Source organism: Kocuria sp. UBA5001 (genome assembly GCF_002398425.1).
GTDB lineage: Bacteria > Actinomycetota > Actinomycetes > Actinomycetales > Micrococcaceae > Kocuria > Kocuria salsicia.
The window spans coordinates 301,905-319,765 of sequence record NZ_DGYR01000013.1; the positions used below are offsets into that span (position 1 = coordinate 301,905).

18 protein-coding genes and 2 tRNA genes are annotated in these 17,861 nt (G+C 69.6%); 9 read left to right on the forward strand and 11 right to left on the reverse strand.

The window, feature by feature from the left end:
- Positions 1-24 precede the first annotated feature (24 nt).
- Together B3G12_RS09245 and B3G12_RS09250 are read right to left on the reverse strand one after the other, a co-directional pair.
- Positions 25-846 carry a thioesterase family protein gene (locus B3G12_RS09245; protein ID WP_290500009.1) on the reverse strand — a complete coding sequence of 274 codons (822 nt, stop codon included), beginning with the start codon at positions 844-846 and terminating at the stop codon, positions 25-27.
- Between the two features lie 158 nt (positions 847-1,004).
- The gene (locus B3G12_RS09250; RefSeq protein ID WP_144941123.1) at positions 1,005-1,634 is read right to left on the reverse strand and encodes a LysE family translocator; all 630 of its coding nucleotides are present in this window, start codon (positions 1,632-1,634) and stop codon (positions 1,005-1,007) included.
- Positions 1,635-1,731: 97 nt separating this feature from the next.
- On the opposite strand from B3G12_RS09250, the gene B3G12_RS09255 reads away from it, so the two are divergent.
- Positions 1,732-2,184 carry an Lrp/AsnC family transcriptional regulator gene (locus B3G12_RS09255; RefSeq protein ID WP_290500011.1) on the forward strand — a complete coding sequence of 151 codons (453 nt, stop codon included), beginning with the start codon at positions 1,732-1,734 and terminating at the stop codon, positions 2,182-2,184.
- 91 nt (positions 2,185-2,275) lie between these two features.
- On the opposite strand, the gene B3G12_RS09260 is transcribed toward B3G12_RS09255, so the two are convergent.
- The 5 genes from B3G12_RS09260 to B3G12_RS09280 all read right to left on the reverse strand — a co-directional run bounded on the left by B3G12_RS09260 (position 2,276) and on the right by B3G12_RS09280 (position 5,891).
- Positions 2,276-2,365 (reverse strand) — tRNA-Ser (locus tag B3G12_RS09260).
- A 94-nt stretch (positions 2,366-2,459) separates the two neighbouring features.
- Positions 2,460-2,945 carry a tRNA adenosine(34) deaminase TadA gene (gene tadA / locus B3G12_RS09265; protein WP_290500013.1) on the reverse strand — a complete coding sequence of 162 codons (486 nt, stop codon included), beginning with the start codon at positions 2,943-2,945 and terminating at the stop codon, positions 2,460-2,462.
- 5 nt (positions 2,946-2,950) lie between these two features.
- Positions 2,951-3,592 carry a hypothetical protein gene (locus B3G12_RS09270; protein WP_290500016.1) on the reverse strand — a complete coding sequence of 214 codons (642 nt, stop codon included), beginning with the start codon at positions 3,590-3,592 and terminating at the stop codon, positions 2,951-2,953.
- A 53-nt stretch (positions 3,593-3,645) separates the two neighbouring features.
- Positions 3,646-4,929, reverse strand: a complete 1,284-nt coding sequence (locus tag B3G12_RS09275; protein WP_144941115.1) for an ABC transporter permease — start codon at positions 4,927-4,929, stop codon at positions 3,646-3,648.
- Positions 4,926-5,891 (reverse strand): ABC transporter ATP-binding protein, encoded by a 966-nt coding sequence (locus tag B3G12_RS09280; RefSeq protein WP_290500019.1) that lies wholly within the window; start codon positions 5,889-5,891, stop codon positions 4,926-4,928. The genes B3G12_RS09275 and B3G12_RS09280 overlap by 4 nt, the downstream gene beginning before the upstream one ends.
- A gap of 220 nt (positions 5,892-6,111) precedes the next feature.
- Between B3G12_RS09280 and upp the strand changes: the two genes are divergently transcribed.
- The 3 genes from upp to B3G12_RS09295 all read left to right on the forward strand — a co-directional run bounded on the left by upp (position 6,112) and on the right by B3G12_RS09295 (position 8,524).
- Positions 6,112-6,747 (forward strand): uracil phosphoribosyltransferase, encoded by a 636-nt coding sequence (gene upp, locus B3G12_RS09285; protein WP_144941111.1) that lies wholly within the window; start codon positions 6,112-6,114, stop codon positions 6,745-6,747.
- 337 nt (positions 6,748-7,084) lie between these two features.
- Positions 7,085-7,882 (forward strand): winged helix-turn-helix domain-containing protein, encoded by a 798-nt coding sequence (locus B3G12_RS09290; protein ID WP_144941109.1) that lies wholly within the window; start codon positions 7,085-7,087, stop codon positions 7,880-7,882.
- A gap of 120 nt (positions 7,883-8,002) precedes the next feature.
- The gene (locus tag B3G12_RS09295) at positions 8,003-8,524 is read left to right on the forward strand and encodes a SixA phosphatase family protein (RefSeq protein WP_145010210.1); all 522 of its coding nucleotides are present in this window, start codon (positions 8,003-8,005) and stop codon (positions 8,522-8,524) included.
- Here B3G12_RS09295 and B3G12_RS09300 read toward each other — a convergent pair.
- From B3G12_RS09300 to B3G12_RS09310, 3 genes are all read right to left on the reverse strand, one after another.
- Positions 8,506-8,778, reverse strand: a complete 273-nt coding sequence (locus tag B3G12_RS09300; protein WP_290500024.1) for a hypothetical protein — start codon at positions 8,776-8,778, stop codon at positions 8,506-8,508. The genes B3G12_RS09295 and B3G12_RS09300 overlap by 19 nt on opposite strands.
- 21 nt (positions 8,779-8,799) lie before the next feature.
- A complete protein-coding gene (locus B3G12_RS09305) occupies positions 8,800-9,852 on the reverse strand; it encodes a GmrSD restriction endonuclease domain-containing protein (protein ID WP_186367242.1) in 1,053 nt (350 codons plus the stop codon).
- Between the two features lie 160 nt (positions 9,853-10,012).
- Positions 10,013-10,085: transfer RNA gene (locus B3G12_RS09310), tRNA-Arg, on the reverse strand.
- Between the two features lie 270 nt (positions 10,086-10,355).
- Here B3G12_RS09310 and B3G12_RS09315 point away from each other — a divergent pair.
- The 3 genes from B3G12_RS09315 (at position 10,356) to B3G12_RS09325 (ending at position 14,081) form a co-directional block, all read left to right on the forward strand.
- Positions 10,356-12,221 (forward strand): phosphoenolpyruvate carboxykinase (GTP), encoded by a 1,866-nt coding sequence (locus B3G12_RS09315; protein ID WP_290500027.1) that lies wholly within the window; start codon positions 10,356-10,358, stop codon positions 12,219-12,221.
- Between the two features lie 133 nt (positions 12,222-12,354).
- Positions 12,355-12,837, forward strand: coding sequence for an RrF2 family transcriptional regulator (locus B3G12_RS09320; protein WP_144941099.1), 483 nt, complete (start codon positions 12,355-12,357; stop codon positions 12,835-12,837).
- Positions 12,838-12,893: 56 nt separating this feature from the next.
- Positions 12,894-14,081, forward strand: coding sequence for a globin domain-containing protein (locus tag B3G12_RS09325; protein ID WP_144941097.1), 1,188 nt, complete (start codon positions 12,894-12,896; stop codon positions 14,079-14,081).
- A 100-nt stretch (positions 14,082-14,181) separates the two neighbouring features.
- On the opposite strand, the gene B3G12_RS09330 is transcribed toward B3G12_RS09325, so the two are convergent.
- The gene (locus B3G12_RS09330; RefSeq protein WP_144941095.1) at positions 14,182-15,591 is read right to left on the reverse strand and encodes a phosphomannomutase/phosphoglucomutase; all 1,410 of its coding nucleotides are present in this window, start codon (positions 15,589-15,591) and stop codon (positions 14,182-14,184) included.
- A gap of 116 nt (positions 15,592-15,707) precedes the next feature.
- Here B3G12_RS09330 and B3G12_RS09335 point away from each other — a divergent pair, with 116 nt between their 5' ends.
- Entirely contained in the window at positions 15,708-16,991 is a 1,284-nt protein-coding gene (locus B3G12_RS09335; protein ID WP_145010199.1) for a type I phosphomannose isomerase catalytic subunit, read from the forward strand.
- A 57-nt stretch (positions 16,992-17,048) separates the two neighbouring features.
- Positions 17,049-17,699: a TetR/AcrR family transcriptional regulator gene (locus tag B3G12_RS09340; protein ID WP_290500032.1), complete on the forward strand. Its 651-nt coding sequence runs from the start codon at positions 17,049-17,051 to the stop codon at positions 17,697-17,699.
- Positions 17,700-17,861 lie beyond the last annotated feature (162 nt).

Sequence of the window (17,861 nt, forward strand, 5' to 3'; positions counted from 1 at the left end):
CGCCCCGCGCCGGGGCGGTGCCCCTCAGCCCATGCGGCGCACGGTCAGCGCCTGGGCCACCCGTCCCACAGGGCCCTGCTCGTCGAAGAGCTCCGAGTGGGTCAGGCCCACGCCGTCCCCGCCGAACTCCACATTCACATCCAGGCCCACCCACGCGGAGACGGGGGCGCGGAACATGTGGATGCTCAGGTCCACGTTGGGGAACGCCCACGGTCCGATCTCCACGCGCGGTGCGAGCCCGTTCGCGGAGTCCACGGCGCTGATGAAACGGGCGGTGTTCGAGGACTGCTCACCCGCCACGATGTCGTTGCCGATCCGCAGCCAGCCGGCACCACTGCCGGGGCGGGGCGCGCGGGCCACGCGGCCCTCCAGGGACCCGATGAACCCGCCGTCCCAGACCTCCGACATGTCCAGCGGCTCGCACTCCTCCAGGGGGGTCAACGGTTCGATCTCCCCGCCGGCCACGTCCCGGGTGTCCGAGGTCTTCAGACGCCACAGGCTCAGCCGGATGCAGTCGCGCCCGCCGCTGCTCATGGTGGCCTCGAGCAGCTCGATCGTCTTGCCGGAGCGCAGCACCCTGGTGTGCACCTCGATCTCGCCGCCCGCGATGAAGCCCAGGATGTCGAACGAGAAGCGCACCGGGAGCACGTCCTCGCGCGGGTGGTTGCGCTCGATCTCGTGCACCAGCAGCCCGGAGGACGCCGCCATGTGCTGCTCCAGGGGGCTCCACGCGCCCTGCGTGTGCACCGTGGTGCGGAAGCTGTGCTCGCCCGTGCGGACGTAGTGGGCGTTCGGGACGTCCTCGCCGTTGCTGCCCAGGTGGCCCACGGGCTGTTCGTCGCTCATGCTGTGCTCCTCGTCGTGTCGGTGCTCGCGCTGCCCTCGGCTCCCGGGGCCCGGCCGCGGTCGGCGGGGTCGTTGCCCGGGCGCGTTCGAGCGCGGAGAATGTGGTCTGCGCTACATCCTAGGGCGGTGGGTATCCAGAACGGGCACGACGGCGCGTGTCAGCCGAGCAGCTCGCTCGCCTTCTCGCCCAGGATCCCCAGCCCCACCACGAGCATCATGACCCCGGCGAGCTTGGACATCACGGCGCTCGCGGCCGGGCGGGAGCCCAGAAGCTTGCGGGAGAGCAGCGCCACCGCGAAGTAGACCGCGGCGCAGTTGAGGATGTGCAGCCCTCCCAGCACCAGCATCTGTCCGGTGGAGGACCACCCCTGCGGGCTCACGAACTGGGGCAGCAGGGCCATGAGGAGCAGCAGGCCCTTGGGGTTGAGGCTGCTGACGCCCAGGCCCTTGACGAACTGCGTGGATCCGCGGGTGTCCAGGGGGATGTTCCCGGCGGTGATGCCGCCCTCGCTGCGGGCCGTCAGAGCGGTGGTTCCGAGGTAGAGGAGGTATCCCGCACCCACCACGGACATGGTGGTCAGCGCCACCGGGTACTTGGTGACCAGGGTGCCCACGCCCACGGCCACCACCGTGACCACGACGACGTATCCGGAGAGCATCCCCAGGACGGACGGTGCCGCGGAGCGGGCGCGCAGTCCCGCACCGATCGCGTAGGCCCAGTCCGGTCCCGGCACCAGCACCAGCAGGAAGCCCAGCACCCAGAACTCCGTCATCAGCGTCACGTCCATGCAATTCCCCTTTCCGGGCGAAACACTATGCGGCAGACGGTGAAATGTGCTTGCTTATCTCCAATAGGAAGACGGTTTTCGTGAGAGGATTCTCGGCATGGACAAACTCGACCGGAAGATCCTTTCACTGCTGCAGGGCGATGGTCGAGCAAGCACCACGGACCTCGCCCAGCAGGTGGGTCTGAGTTTGTCCTCGTGCCACCGGCGGCTCAAGGAGCTGGAGCGTTCCGGAGCCATCCAGCGCTACCGCGCGGTGGTCGACCCGCAGGCCGTGGGGCTGGGGTTCGAGGCCCTCGTGTTCGTGCGCATGGAGCACACCGGGCCGACGGTGATCGCCCGGTTCGAGACCATGGTGGAGAAGATCCCCCAGATCATCGAGGCGGAGCGGCTCTTCGGCGAACCGGACTTCATGCTCCGGGTGCTGGTCGCGGATCTCGCGGCCTACCAGAAGTTCTACGACACCGTGCTCAGCGGGCTGCCCGGGGTGCAGCGGCTGAACTCGACGCTGGTGATGAAGCGGATTGGCCCGGACCGGGAGATCCCGGTGTGAGAGGCGGCGCCGTGCGTCCACGGGGCATCCCTGGAGTATGAGTGAGGGCCCTGCCTCCCCGAGATCTCGGGGGAGCAGGGCCCTCGGCCACTGGCGGTGACGGTGGGATTTGAACCCACGTTGGCTTTGACACCAAACATCATTTCGAGTGATGCACCTTCGGCCGCTCGGACACGTCACCAGCTCTCAGCACTTTACAGGCCCGCCCGCGACCGCTCCAAACCGGGGCGCACCCGTGCGCGGGGAGCGTACTGGTGCGTGCGACCTCGTCGGTGTCAGCGGCCGTGCCGGTGGCCGCGGAAGAAGTCGCGCAGCAGGGCCGCGCACTCCTCCTCCCTGACACCCCCGGTGACCTCCACCCAGTGGTTGAGCCGGGGGTCGCGCACGATGTCGAACACCGAGCCGCACGCTCCCGCCTTGGGATCCCATGCGCCGAACACAACCGTGGAGATGCGGGACAGCACGACCGCGCCGGCGCACATGGCGCACGGTTCCAGGGTCACGACGAGCGTGCAGCCTTCCAGCCGCCACTCTCCGCGCCGTGCAGCGGCCTCGCGCAGGGCCAGGACCTCGGCGTGGGCGGTGGGATCGGCGTCGGCCTCCCGGCGGTTGTGCCCGCGTCCGATCACCGCGCCCTCGGCATCGAGGACTACGGCGCCGATGGGAACGTCCCCGGAGCCCGCCGTGAGTGCGGCCTCGGAAAGAGCCAGGTCCATCCAGCCCGAGAGCTGGATGGACCTGGCGGTGTGCGGAAGAGCCATCCGGCTCAGCGCTGGACCTGGTTCTGGGTGAACCAGGCGGAGGTGGGCGCCTTGTAGGCGGTGACGATCCAGAGGATGTCCACGACCACCTTCAGGAGGGCCAACACGATCATGATGATGTTCCACGGTGCCGGGTAGACGAAGGTGCCGATGAGGCCAAACAGGCCGCCGAGGATGGCGATGGCTGCGAAGACCGTGCCCAGGATTCGAGCCCAGTTCTTGCCCTTTTTGAGGTTGGTCCACACCAGCAGGTAGAGCGCGATGCCGATGATCAGGGAGATGATCGAACTGGTTGGTCCGCCCACGCCACCGGCCTTGCCGGCCATCTCGATGGTGCTGACCGCGATGAGGCCCACGATGCCGCTGAGCACGTAGATCCCCAGCGAGGCCATGGTCAGCTTCAGCAGCTTGTCGAGCGTGCCGGGGCGTTCCGTCACGCCGGTGTACTGCCCGGGGTTGTACTCGGCGGTGCCGTACTTGCCGCCGGCCTGGCCGTACTGCTGACCGGAGTTCTGGGGTTCGGCGTACGGCTGACCGGCGGGAACGCCGTTGACACCACCGTGACCCGTAGCCCGCGGGTCATCTGTGTTCGGGTCTGCGGGCACTGCGGAACGGGGATCCTGGGGCTCGTTGGGGGTGGTGCTCATGAGGACGGTCCTTCCTGTGAGTACTACGCGGCGTGGTGCGTTGAGGGGGGGAACTACTCGTACCGCAGCGCGGTGATGGGATCCTGCCGGGCGGCCCGCACCGCGGGAATGGTGCCGGCGAGGAAGGCGATGAACATCACCGCGAGGATGATGAGCAGGGTCTTGAGGGGGTCGAACAGGAACAGGCTCAGCCCGGGCAGCCCGGAGAGCAGGCCGCCGGAGAGCACGCCGCTGATGATGCTGCCGGCGGCCACGCCCACGGCGGCGCCGATTGCGGAACCCAGGAAGCCGATGAAGATGGCCTCGAGTGAGAACAGGCCGAAGACCTTCCCGCCGCTCATCCCCAGGGCCTTCATGAGCCCGATCTCCCGGGTGCGCTCCTGCACGGACATCAGCAGCGTGTTGACGATGCCGAAACCGGCCGCCAGCAGCGCGATGATGGCGAAGGAGTTGAGGATCCACACGATCCCGTTGATGACCGCGCGGAACATCCCGAGCTGGTCCTCCACGGTGCTGCCCATCATGCTCTCGTCCGCCAGCTGGGACTTGACGGCACCCAGCTTGGAGGCGTCGTCCACGGTGGCCGTGGCGGTGAAGTAGGAGTTCGGGATCTTCCGGGGGCTGCCAGAGACCTGGTAGTCGTAGAGCTTCTTGTTCAGCCCCGCGGAGGGGATGGGGTTGTCGGAGGAGCCCGCCAGGGACGCCTGGGAGACCCCGGAGACCGTGACGGTGAACGCCTTGTCCTCGTCCACGGCGTTGCCGATGGTGATCTTCACGGTCTTGCCCACGGCGTCCTGGCTGGAGCCCAGCCCCAGCGGCTCCACCCATGAGGCCGGGAGCAGGATCTCGTCCTTCGCGCGGTCCGGCGTCTTCCCAGCCTCGAGCTGCAGGCCGTCCGCTTCCGGGGGAGAGCCCAGGCTCAGCGTGAACTTCTTGCCGTTGGCCGCCTCGAGGTACTTGGGCGTGACCATGTACATGGGGTCCACGGACTCCACCCCGTCGATCTTCTCGATCTTCGCGATGTCCGAGTCGCTCAGCCCGCTCATGGAGCCGAAGCCCATCCGCACGTTGGCGTCGTCCGGGTTGTACTCGGTGGGCCCGTCGTCCTGGCCCGCGCCGGACGTGGACTGCTCGGAGACCTTCTGCACGAACAGGGCGTTGTCGTTGCCGAACGCGGCCACGGTCTTGTCGATGTAGTCGTTGACGCCCGTGCCGATCCCGGAGGTCAGGGTCAGCGTGAACGAGCCGATGAAGATCGCAATCACGGTCAGCACCGTGCGTGCCTTGGACCGGAACGTGTTGCCGATTGCCGTGCGCAGCAGATCGATGAATTTCACGCGGTGGCTCCTGGCTGCTCGGGGGTGCTGGGGGAGGCACTGTGCTTGCCCGTTCGCGGCGGCTGCTGCGCGGCACGGGCGATTTCGGCCACGTCCGCCTCGCTGAGCATCACGATCGCGCCGGTCCGCGGCTCCTTGACGGTCAGCCCGCCCGTGTCCTCACGGGGCGCGGCCTCCGGGGCGCCGTCCCAGGGTGTGCCGGCTGCCTGGGCAGCGGGCGCCTGTGCGGCGTCGTCGGCGGCCGCGGGACCGGGGACGACGCCGCCGCCCGCGGCCTTCTCCGCCTCCGGCACGATCCGCCCGTCCACCAGGTGGATCTGGCGGGAGCAGCGCCGGGCGAGGTCCTCGTCGTGGGTGACGACCACCAGGGTGATGCCCTTGTCCCGGTTAAGACCGAAGAGGATGTCCTCGACCACGCGGGAGGTGGCCGAGTCCAGGTTGCCGGTGGGCTCGTCCGCGAAGATCACGGACGGGTCGTTGATCAGCGCACGGGCGATGACCACGCGCTGCTTCTGGCCGCCGGAGAGGTCCGTGGCCTTGTTCTGGGCCTTGTCCCCCATTTCCAGCTGTTCCAGCGCCGCCAGGCCCCGGCGCTTGCGCTCAGCCGCGGGAACACCGGCGATCTTCAGCGGCAGCGTCACGTTCTCCAGGACCGTCTGGCCAGGGGTGAGGAAGAACTGCTGGAACACGAATCCGAAGGCGGAGTTGCGCAGCTCGTTCAGTTCCTTGGCGCTGAGGTCGTTGGTGGGCCTTCCCTCGAGCGCCACCACGCCGTGCGTGGGTCCGTCCAGCAGGGCCAGCAGGTGCATGAGGGTGGACTTCCCGGAACCCGACTTCCCCACGATCGCCAGCGACTCGCCCTTGTCGATCTCCAGGTTGATGCCCTTGAGGGCGTCGAACCTGGTTTCTCCCCGGCCGTAGATCTTGACCAGATTCTCCGTCTCGAGAACCGGAACCGTCATTCGATGTGTTCCTTCCGGGGGTGTGATGCACAGAACGCTGTCGGGTGACGCTTACGAGAATAGGGCACACGTGTTCGGGAATCCCTCAGGTTCAGCGGTGTGTGATGAATTTGTGATGACGAGCTGGTGCGCGGCACCGGGTGCCGTCGGCCGGTGCCGATCCCTCCCGGCGGCCCCGGGTGGTGAGTGGGCGGGCCGGGCGACTGCTAGATTCTGGGGTATGCGAGTCACCGTCTTGGAGCATCCCCTCGTCGCCCACAAACTCAGCGTGCTGCGCGACAAGGACACGCCGTCGCCCGTGTTCAGGCAGCTGGTGGAGGAGCTCGTAACCCTCCTGGCCTACGAGGCCACCCGGGACGTGCGCGTGGAGACCGTCACCGTGCAGACCCCGGTGGCGCAGACCGAGGGTGTGGCGCTGGCCCGGCCGCGGCCGCTGGTGGTGCCGATCCTGCGCGCGGGGCTGGGGATGCTCGAGGGCATGACCCGTCTGGTCCCCACCGCGGAGGTCGGGTTCCTGGGCATGGCCCGGGACGACGCCACCCTGGACATCATCACCTACGCGGAACGGCTCCCGGACGACCTCACCGGGCGGCAGGTCTACGTGCTGGACCCCATGCTCGCCACGGGCGGCACCCTCAGCGAGGCCATCAAGTTCCTCTACCGCCGCGGCGCCGAGCAGATCACGTGCGTGTGCCTGCTGGCCGCACCCGAGGGGCTGGAACGGCTGAACGGCGAGCTCGAGGATGCCGAGGTGAACGTGGTGCTGGCCTCCGTGGACGAGCGCCTGGACGAGAACGCCTACATCATCCCGGGCCTCGGCGACGCCGGGGACAGGCTCTACGGCGTGGTGGACTGAGGGCCCGGGGCCGCCTCCGGTGCCCCGCTCCCCGCCCTGAGTGGGGATCTCGCACGACTGGTTGACATTCGCTTTCAGGTGTGATTGCTCAAGCTCTCACCTGAGTTTGCTCGGCCGAGTGCAAAAATGCGCGGACTTTCGGTGAGGATTCATCCTCCCTGCGCCCGGCAATGCAACCCTTTTCCGCCAGCGGCTGGTCTGAGCTGCAGACTGTCTCATCATGTGAGAAAAATACGCTTCTATTACTTGCCAGTCTCGACCTTCATCGCCGACGATGTTGATAACGCCGTTTTCCAGGGAACTCACGGGAACGGGGCTTCACGAGGCAGGAGTTCTAATGACAGGCGCACCGGGATACGTCCATATCTCCCAGCGGCACCGCGTGGGCGGCACCCAGGCCCCCGTCCTGCCGCGAGGAGCCCGCCCCGTGGCCGCGACGCCCGAGAAGTACCGCCACCTGCGATCCGTGTCCGCGGAATTCAGTCCCGAGACCCGCAGCGGGGCCCAGCCCGTCGCGGAGCAGCAACCCACCGAGGCGCGCGGCTTCGTGCTCTACGTGGGCGTGGACGAGCAGGCCGCCGCGGACCGCGGCATCAACCTGGTCCAGCTGGTGCAGGACATCCGGCAGTACATCAGCGCCACGGTTCCGGAGTCGGACTCCTACGCCGCCGTCGCGCTCGCCCCCATCAACGCCGAGGGCACGGACCTTGAGGTCGTGCGCAGCGCCCTGGGCGATCCCACGTTCACGGACCCGGTGGTCGAGCCCATCGCACCCCTGCCGGCCAGCGGCGGCGGCACCATCGACTACCAGCGCGTGGGCGTGCTGATCGACCTCTCCCGCCGCGAGGTCTTCCTGGACGGCGATCTGCTCAACCTCACGCACCGCGAGTTCGAGCTGCTCAACTACCTGGTGGAGAACGGCACCCGCACGGTCGGGCGCACGGAGCTGCTGGACAACCTGTGGGGGGACGCGGACGAGGTCCCGTCCGAGCGCACCATCGACGTCCACGTGCGCCGTCTGCGCTCCAAGCTCGGGCGACTGGCCAACACCGTGCGCACCGTGCGCGGGCAGGGCTACCGGTTCTACGACCACCCTGAGGTCGTCGTCTGGGCCGCCCCCGAGTACTCCATCTGACGGGCTGGGCAACCGACGGGTCCAGGGACGCCATCACCACAGGTGGTCGCACGACGACGCCGGGTCGCGGGCCCGGCGTCGTCGTTCCCGGGCTCTGCTGCCCGTGACAGACTGGCTCGCATGACGCGCCACGACCTCAAGCACCTGGTGATCATGCGGCACGGTGAGGCTGACTTCCCGCGGGGGGTTCCCGACCACGACCGGCCGCTGACGCCGCGGGGCGCGCGCGAGGCCGCGGACGTGGGGCGGTGGCTCGCGGGCAACGCCGCTCCGGACATGATCCTGACCTCCCCGGCGCTGCGCACGCGCCAGACGGTCACGTGGGTGGGCCACGAACTGGGGGAGAAGGCGCCCACCCCGCAGCTGTGGGAGGGGCTCTACAACGCCACGGACGCGCAGCTCGTCGCCGCCGTGAACCACGTTCCCGAGACGGTGCGCACGCTGCTGGTGGTCGCGCACATGCCGGGTGTGCTGGACGTCGTGCTGCGGCTGGCCTCCCGGGACTCGGAGCAGGACGCCATGATGGACGCCGCGAGCGGGTTCCCCACCGCGGGCACCGCCGTGCTGGAGGTCGCGGGGGACTGGGCGCTGCTCGACGGCGCGGACGCCCGCCTCACCCGGTTCTACGCGCCGCGCGTGTGAGGTTTCCGGTCTGCGGCTGGGTCTTGGTCCCGTGACTCACGGGCGCGGCGCAGCAGCAGCACCACCAGCGACGCACCCAGCAGCACCATGCCCGCCAGGATCAGGTAGATGCCGAGGAAGGCTGTGCCCAGCCCGTCGTCGTCCGGCAGCAGGGCGATGCCGAGGAACGCGGCGCCCCACAGCACCACGGCGGACCCCATGAGAATTCCCGCGGCGGTCCACAGTGTCCTGAGCGTGCGGTGGAAGGGTCTCATGCGTGATCCGTCCGGTCGGGGTCAGTGCTTGGCCTCACAGGCTACGCCGTCACCGTCGCCGTCCAGGCCCGGGCGGTAGCCCGGCGAGCCCGCGTGGAGGGGCGCCGCGCCGGCGGCACGGGCCTCGGCACAGCGGGAGTAGTAGACATTCCCGCCCGCCACGCCGCCGTCCGCCCCGGGAGCCGCTGGCGCGGCGGGGGCCTGCCGCGCCGGAGCCTCGGGTTCCTGGACGGGCGCGGGGGCCTCTGTCAGCGGTGCCGCGACGGGCTCCTCCACCGGGGTCGGCACCGTGCGGGCCTGCGGCAGCGGCTGTTCGGGGCAGGTGTCCAGCACACGCACCATGGCCTTCTTCTCGCCGTCCGTGACCCACAGGTCGTAGCTGCGCTTCACAGCGATCTGCGTGGCCACGTACTCGCAGCGCTCCCCGGCGGCGGGCGGCAGCCACGTCGCGGCGTCCCCGTCCGACTTCTGGTTGTTGGTGGGTCCATCCACGGCCAGCAGGTTGAGGGGGTCGTTCGCCAGCTCGGTGCGCCGGTCCGTGTGGAGCTGCTGGGCACCTTTCTGCCACGCGTCCGACAGTGCAACCACGTGGTCGATCTGCACCTCGGAGCTCGTGTCCTGCCCGGCGGTGAAGTCCACGGTGCCGCCCGAGTAGGGGCTGAGCAGCGTGCCGGTGCGCACCTTGCAGCCGCGCGTGCCGGGTGTGACCTCGATGCCGGTCATGTCCCGGCGCAGGATGTCGTTGCGGGTGTCGCAGCCGTTGTGGTCCGTGTCCGCCCAGCGCGGGCCGAACTCGTCGCGTGAGTAGCCGGTCTTGGGCGCGCGGCCCTTCACGGGCAGCTCGCCGAGGGCGGCCAGGGCCGTTCCTGCCGCGGCGTGCTCGGACGCGTCCTGCGGTTCGTCCCCCGACGACGCCGTGGCGCCAGCGGGTGCCCCGTCGTCCGCGGTCTCGTGGCCGGTGGCTCCGACGCTCGCGGAGGAACCGGAGGTGGGGGAGGTGGGGGACGGCGCCGTCGTGCCCGAGGAACTGGAGGGCGCACCTGGGGAACCGGGGATGGCGCAGCCGGTGAGCACCAGTGTGAGAGCGGCCGCGCCCAGGGCGAACCTGCGGGCGCGGGGGGAGCGGGCGGTGCCGGGGGAAGTCAGGGGGTGCCTCGATCCTCGTGGAGCGGCCGGTGGGGACCGGTCACAGACGAAGGACCCCGCATCCGGTGGATGCGGGGTCCTCATGCGGTGCGCCCGATAGGATTCGAACCTACAACCTTCTGATCCGTAGTCAGATGCTCTATCCGTTGAGCTACAGGCGCCCTTGCTGCGGTGGCCGTGGCCGTTGCAACGGGTAACAACTTACACCTGTGCGTCCCCGGCGACAAATCGCTGGAGGGTGTAGAGCGTGCCCGGTGTGGTGTAACTCTCAGTTGGCGTGGGCCCGGTCGCGATAGACTCCAGCCACACCCACGCGCAACCCCGGCGGACCGGTGTGCGGGGCCCCTCCACAGTGGCGTGGGGCGGTGCACGGACCCATCGGATCCTCCGGGACGCGGAATGCACGACGGCCTCAACGAGGAGACATGTCAATGGCTGACAACACCACGGCAACCACCGGGACCACCGAGCTCAGCAGCGAGGTGCGGGACTCGCTTGAGAATCCCCCCACCGACTACCGGGCCCTGACGGACTGGGTGCGGGAGATCGCCGAACTGGCGCAGCCGGAGCGCATCCACTGGGCGGACGGATCCGAGGCCGAGTGGACGCAGCTGACGGACCAGATGGTCGAGGCGGGCACCCTGGTGCGGCTGTCCCAGGAGAAGTTCCCCAACTCCTTCGCCGCGTTCTCGGACCCTGAGGACGTCGCCCGCGTGGAGGAGCGCACTTTCATCTGCACCAAGACGGAGAAGGGCGCGGGTCCCACCAACAACTGGGAGGACCCGCGCGTCATGAAGGAGACGCTCGAGAAGCGTTTCTCCGGTGCCATGCACGGGCGCACCATGTACGTGATCCCGTTCGTGATGGGCTCCCTGGACGCCGCCAAGCCGCAGTACGGCGTGGAGATCACGGACTCCCCGTACGTGGTGTGCTCCATGCGCATCATGGCCACCATCGGCACGCCGGTGCTCGAGAAGATGTCCCAGGACAAGGCCCCGTTCGTGGAGTGCGTCCACTCGCTGGGGGCGCCGCTGCAGCCCGGCGAGGAGGACGTCCCCTGGCCGTGCAACCCGGCCAAGTACATCGTCCAGTTCCCCGAGGACCGCGCCATCTGGTCCTTCGGCTCCGGCTACGGCGGCAACGCGCTGCTGGGAAAGAAGTGCTACGCGCTGCGCATCGCCTCCGCGATCGCCCACGACGAGGGCTGGCTGGCCGAGCACATGCTGATCCTGAAGGTCACGGACCCCGAGGGCGACTCGCGCTTCATCGCGGCGGCGTTCCCCTCCGCGTGCGGCAAGACCAACTTCGCGATGCTCGAGCCCACGGTGCCCGGGTGGAAGGCCGAGATGGTGGGCGACGACATCGCCTGGATCCGCTTCGGCAAGGACCGCACCCCGCGGGTGGTCAATCCGGAGGCCGGCCTCTTCGGCGTGGCCCCCGGCACCGGCTGGTCCACCAACCCGAACGCGATGCACGCGATCGCCCGCGGCAACACCATCTTCACGAACGTGGCGCTGACCGACGACGGTGGCGTGTGGTGGGAGGGCATGACGGACGACGTCCCCGAGCACCTCACCGACTGGAAGGGCCGGGACTGGACGCCCGAGTCCGGGCGTCCCGCCGCGCACCCCAACTCCCGTTTCTGCACCCCCATCAAGCAGGTGGAGATTCTGGCGCCGGAGTACGACGACCCCGAGGGCGTGCCGCTGTCGGCCATCATCTTCGGTGGCCGCCGCAAGACCACCGTGCCGCTGGTCTCCGAGTCCTTCGGCTGGGAGCACGGGGTGTTCCAGGGCGCCACGCTGTCCTCCGAGACCACCGCCGCCGCGAAGGGCGCGGTGGGTGTGGTGCGCCGCGACCCCATGGCCATGCTCCCGTTCATCGGCTACAACGCGAACGACTACCTCGAGCACTGGCTGGACACCGGTGCCCGCATGGGCGAGGAGAACATGCCGCGGATCTACTACGTGAACTGGTTCCGCCGCACTGCGGACGGCGGCTTCGCGTGGCCGGGCTTCGGCGAGAACTCCCGCGTGGTCAAGTGGATCGTGGAGCGGCTCAAGGGCACCGCCGGTGGGCACGAGACACCCGTCGGCATCCTTCCCGCCAAGGAGGACCTGGATCTCGCCGGTCTGGAGATCTCGGGCGAGGAGCTGGACGCCGCCCTGCGGGTGGACCGTGACGAGTGGTTGAACGAGCTGCCCGGGATCGACGAGTGGTTCGCCCGCCTGAAGGACGTCCCCGAGGTCATCCTCGAGCAGCGCGCCGGTCTGGAGGAGCGGCTGCGCCAGAGCTGACCGCGGGCACCGGGCGGGAACTTGCGGGGCGAGACACCGCCCGGTGACCGGGATATGATCGCGCCGCGCGGCCAAATGGGCCGCGCGGCGTCGTCGTGCGTGGAAGAGGGCGGCCCGCGAAGAAGGGACAAGTGTGCGGCTGACGGCATTTTCGGACATCGCGCTGCGTGTGCTGCTGCTCATGGGGGGGCTGGCACCGGAGACGATGCTGTCCACCCAGCGGATCGCCGACGGCGTGGGCGCCCCCTACAACCACGTGGCCAAGACCGTGGCCAGGCTGCGCGGCATGGGCCTGCTGTGCTCCCAGCGCGGGCGCTCCGGCGGGGTGATGCTCACGGACGAGGGGCGTGAGGCCCGCGTGGGTCAAGTGCTGCGGGTGCTCGAGGCGGACACCGCCATCGTGGAGTGCGAGGCGGACGAGACCGCCTGCCCCCTGAACCACGGCTGCCGCCTGCGCAGGGCCCTGGCCGGCGCGCGCGAGGCGTTCTACGGGGAACTGGACACGGTGAGCATCGCGGAGCTCGTCAATCCGCGGCAGGTGGGTCCGATCGCCGTGCAGCTGGGTCTGCGACCCCCCGAGCAGCCGGATTCGGGGACGCCCACCTCGGCTATCTAAGTGGCATCTTGAATGCTAAATTGGCTTCCGTCACATGTCGACGAGAGGAAGCCACCATGCTGTCCGAGAAGTCCCGCCCGGTCGTAGAAGCGACCATCGGCATCATCGCCGAACGCATCCCAAACATCACGCCCGTGTTCTACAAGTCGATGTTCGAGGCCCGCCCGGACCTGCTGGACGGGATGTTCAGCCGAGCGAACCAGAAGAACGGCACGCAGCCACAGGCGCTTGCCGGGTCCATCGCGATGTTCGCGTCCCACCTGCTCAACCACCCGGACTCGTACCCGGACGAGGTGCTCTCCCGCGTGGCCCACAAGCACGCCTCCCTGGGCCTGCTGCCCGAGGAGTACCCCACCGTGCACGAGCACCTGTTCGGCGCGATCGCCGCGGACCTGGGGGACGCGGCGACGCCCGAGGTGGTGGCCGCGTGGGACGAGGTCTACTGGCTCATGGCGGACGCCCTCATCAAGATCGAGAAGGGGCTCTACTCCCAGCAGGCCAACGACGTCATGTTCGCGCCCTTCCGCCTGATCTCGAAGGAACCGGTGGCCGAGGGCGTGGTGGCCTTCGAGTTCGAGCCCGCGGACGACACCCCCATGACGCCCTCTGTGGCAGGCCAGTACATCTCCATCCAGGTGGTCGTGATGGACGGCCTGCGCCAGCCCCGCCAGTTCACCCTGGTGCCGAGCGACCCCGGCCACCGGCGGATCGTGGTGCGCGAGGATCCCGAGGGGGAGGTCTCGCCCATCCTGCACGAGGACATCGCGGTGGGTGACGTCCTGGAGATCTCCAACCCCTACGGGGACGTGACCCTGGACCCGGACTTCCACGGCCCGCTCGTGCTCGTCTCTGCGGGCATCGGCATCACCCCGGTGGTGGCGTTCCTGGACCAGCTCGCGCGGGAGGACCCCGAGCGCGAGGTGCTCGTGCTGCACGCGGACCGCTCCGAGGCTGCGTGGCCCGGCCGCGAGCTCGTGCGCGACTACGTCTCCCGCATGCCCAACGCGAAGCTCGTCTCATGGCTCGCCGCACCAGGTGAGGGGGACTTCGCGGGACACATGGACGTCTCCCAGGCGGAGATCCCCGAGGGTGCCGAGGTCTTCATGTGCGGGCCCCTGGCCTTCATGCAGTCGGTGCGCTCGCAGCTGGTCTCCGGCGGGGTTCCCGGCCGCTCGATCCACTACGAGATCTTCGGCCCGGACCTGTGGATGCTCCACGACGAGGCGCGCACCGCGAACGCCTGAGTTTCCCGGGGCCCTGTCACCGGTTCCGTACGACGACGCCGCGCAGCCAGATCTGGTTGCGCGGCGTCGTCGTGCCCGCGGGGCGGTGTGTGCTCGGGTCTCAGCCCTCGCGCACAATGCGCAGGACGGTGTCCCGCACGGTCTCCATGGCGGCGGCGTCTGGGGCCTCGACGTTCAGGCGCAGGAACGGCTCCGTGTTGGAGGGACGCAGGTTGAACCACCAGCCCTGCTCGGGGTGGGTGAACGTGGTGCCGTCCATGTCCTCGACCGTCACGGCGGGGTCCTCGGCGGCGAAGTGCGCGCGCACGCGGTCCACCGCGGCGGCCTTGTCCTCGATCTCCGAGTTGATCTCTCCGGAGGCAGTGTACGGGTCGTAGCGGTCCATGAGCTCGCTCAGCGGCGCGTCCTGCTCGCCGAGGGCGGCGAGGACGTGCATGGCCGCGAGCATGCCGGTGTCCGCGTTGAAGAAGTCCTTGAAGTAGTAGTGCGCGGAGTGCTCCCCCCCGAACACGGCGTGCTCGGCGGCCATGACGGCCTTGATGAAGGAGTGCCCCACGCGGGTGCGTACTGCCCGTCCGCCGTTGGCCTCGATCAGCTCGGGAACCGCCTTGGAGGTGATGAGGTTGTGGATCACCACGGGGTGCTCCTCGCCCCCGGCCTGGGCGCGGGCGATCTCTCGCTCGGCGACGATCGCCGCGACCGCGGAGGGCGAGACCGGGTCCCCGTTCTGGTCCACCACGAAGCAGCGGTCTGCGTCCCCGTCGAATGCGAGTCCGATGTCCGCCCCGTGCTCGCGGACCGCGTTCTGCAGGTCCACCAGGTTGGCGGGCTCAAGGGGGTTGGCCGGGTGGTTGGGGAACGTGCCGTCCAGCTCGAAGTACAGGGGCTCGATCTCCAGGGGCAGCGCCGGGAGCAAGGTGTCGCCGAGCACTGCGGGGGTGGTCAGGCCAGCCATCCCGTTGCCGGCGTCCACCACGACCTTCAGCGGACGGATGCCGCTGAGGTCCACGAGGGATCGCAGGTAGCGGGCGTAGTCGCCGAGCACGTCCCGCTCGGACGCGGTGCCCTGGTGCTCCGCGGCGGGGATCTCGCCGGAGTCCAGGTAGCCCTGGGCGGTGTCACGGATTTCGTACAGCCCGGTGTCCGAGGACACGGGAACGGCACCGGCCTTGGCCATCTTGATGCCGTTGTACGCGGCGGGGTTGTGGCTCGCGGTGAACGTGGCACCGGCGCAGTCCAGCGTGCCGCAGGCGAAGTACAGCTCGTCCGTGGAGATGCTGCCGATCACGGTCACGTTCGCACCGCGGCGCGTGGCGCCCTCGGCAAACGCCGCCACGAACTCCGGGGAGGAGGGGCGCATGTCCCCGCCGACCACCACGCCCGAGCCCGCGAGGCCCAGGACGTCCACGAACGCCGCACCGGTGGCACGCACACTCTCGGCGGTGATGCTCTCACCCACGATGCCGCGGACGTCGTAGGCCTTGAATGATGATGAAAGATCTGTGGTCACCGTTCGGATTCTACGGGAGGCGCCCCCGCGCGCTCCTCAGGCGGGGCGTCCCCACTTGCGTCCCTGTGCCGCGCACCGCACGGTTTTTCCCCGGGCGCTGTGGTTACATGTGCGACATGGCCGAGTTCCTGAGGATGAGCAACCCGATCCAGCACTACGCCTGGGGGTCCTGCTCGGTGCTCGCGACCATGCAGGGTCGCCCCGCACCCACCGCGGACCCGGAGGCCGAGATGTGGATGGGGGCCCACCCGAGCGCGCCGTCCCACGTGGAGGTGCAGGGCGCTCGCCGCGGGTTGCACGAGGTGCTCCCGCACCTGCCGTTCCTGCTCAAGATCCTCGCCATCGCCGCGCCCCTGTCCATCCAGGTCCACCCCTCCACCGAGCAGGCGCAGGAGGGCTTCGCGCGCGAGAACGCGGCCGGGGTCCCGCTCGACGCGCCCCACCGCAACTACAAGGACGACCGGGCCAAGCCCGAGACCGTGGTGGCACTGTCCGAGATGTGGCTGCTCGTGGGCCAGCAGGACCGCGCCCGCCTCGCGCGGCTGGCCGAGCACCTCGACCTGGCCTGGCTCGAGCTCGCGGTGCAGACGCCGTGCCCCGTGCAGCACGTCCTCGAACTGCCGGACGACGACGCCGCAGCGGCCGTCCGCGCGAGCGTCGCCGCGGCCTCACGGACCTCAGAGCCCGACAAGGCGGAGTCCGCCGCTGCGGGGCAGTCCGGCCCCGGTTCACAGTCTGAGGCCTCCGCGACGTCTGGGCCGTCGGTGCACTCCGCCCCGTCCACCGGCCCGGAGGCGGAGAGCACAGGCGCCGCACCCCGTGCCCTCTCTCCGGAGATGGACCCGGTGCAGCGCGCCGTCGCCCTGATCCGGCTGCTGGCCCACCACTACCCGGGAGACCGGGGGCTGCTGGTGGCGCTGTGCATGAATGTGGTGCACCTTGCCCCGGGGCAGGCGCTGTTCACCCCGGCCCAGCAGGTGCACGCCTACCTCAGCGGCACGGCCGTGGAGATCATGGGATGCTCCGACAACGTGCTGCGCGCGGGGCTTACCCCCAAGCACGTTGACGTGGCAGAGCTGCTGCGCGTGATGTCCAGGACGTCCGAGCCCGTGGCAGTGATGGAGCCGCGCGCGGAGCCCGGCGGCACCGTGAGCTACCCCCTGTGGGATCCTGCGGTCTCGCTCGTCTCTGCGCGCGTGTCCCCCGGGAACCCCGTGCGCCGGGAGCTCGCGGGAACCTGCATGGTGCTGGTGACGGAGGGTGAGGTCACCGTGGTCCCGGGGAACGTGCGGGCCTCCGCCGGGCAGTCCCTGATCTGTCTGGAGGGACCGGGCACCGCCACGATCGAGGGCGAGGGACAGGTCTTCCTGGTGGAGGCGGTGGCCGTCAGCGGCCAGTGAGCCTCCCGCCCGATCTCACCCCTAGGGCTGTCGCGACGATCCGGTCGGACGCGTTAAATGACAAGGCCACTTATTCTCGACCTCGTCATGGGAGGACGCATGGACCGGCGGATCGAACGGACCCGCACCGCGGTGGTCGAAGCCGCCGTGGCGCTGGCTGCGCGCGGCGCCCCGGCCGTGGGCATGACCGAGATCGCCACTGCCGCCGGTGTCAGCCGCAAGGCCGTCTACGAGAACTTCGGCTCCCGGGACGAGGTGCTGCGCAGTGCCACCGAGTGGCTGCTGCGCGACGCCGTGCCGTCCGTGGAGCCCGCCGGCACCCGTGAAACCACCGTGTGGGTGGCCGTCCTCGCACCGGTCGTGGCGCACATGACAAGCCACCGCGACTACTACCGCAACGTCCTCTCGGGTCCGGCGGGCGCGGCGGCCCGTGACGCCGTGGTGGACCACGCCGTGGCCGGGCTGCGCGCCGAACGAGCCCGGCGCAACGAGTCTGGGGCGGACGATGTCGGGAGGGTGGTGGGCGGCGTCGGCACCGTTGCACGGGACGGGGCGGTGGCTGCCGTGCAGTGCCGGCGGGACCGCTTCGCCGTGCACGGTCTCGTGGGCTTGGTCGCGGATGCGCTGCTGCAGCGCTCCGACGCCGATCTGGGGGGTCTGTTCCGCGAGCTCACGGAGGGTCTGTCCACCCTCGCGCCCGGCGGGTGAGGTCGAGTCCGGCGCAGGCGGAGGCGGCCCGTCCCCTGGGCTCCACCTGGGCCTCACTGAGGAGCAGCGTCCGGGGAAAGCACGGGGTGCCGGAATATCCACCCGCCCGTGATTGCTGTACTGGTCCCGGGGACGCAGCCGTTTCCCGCGGCATCGTTGCGA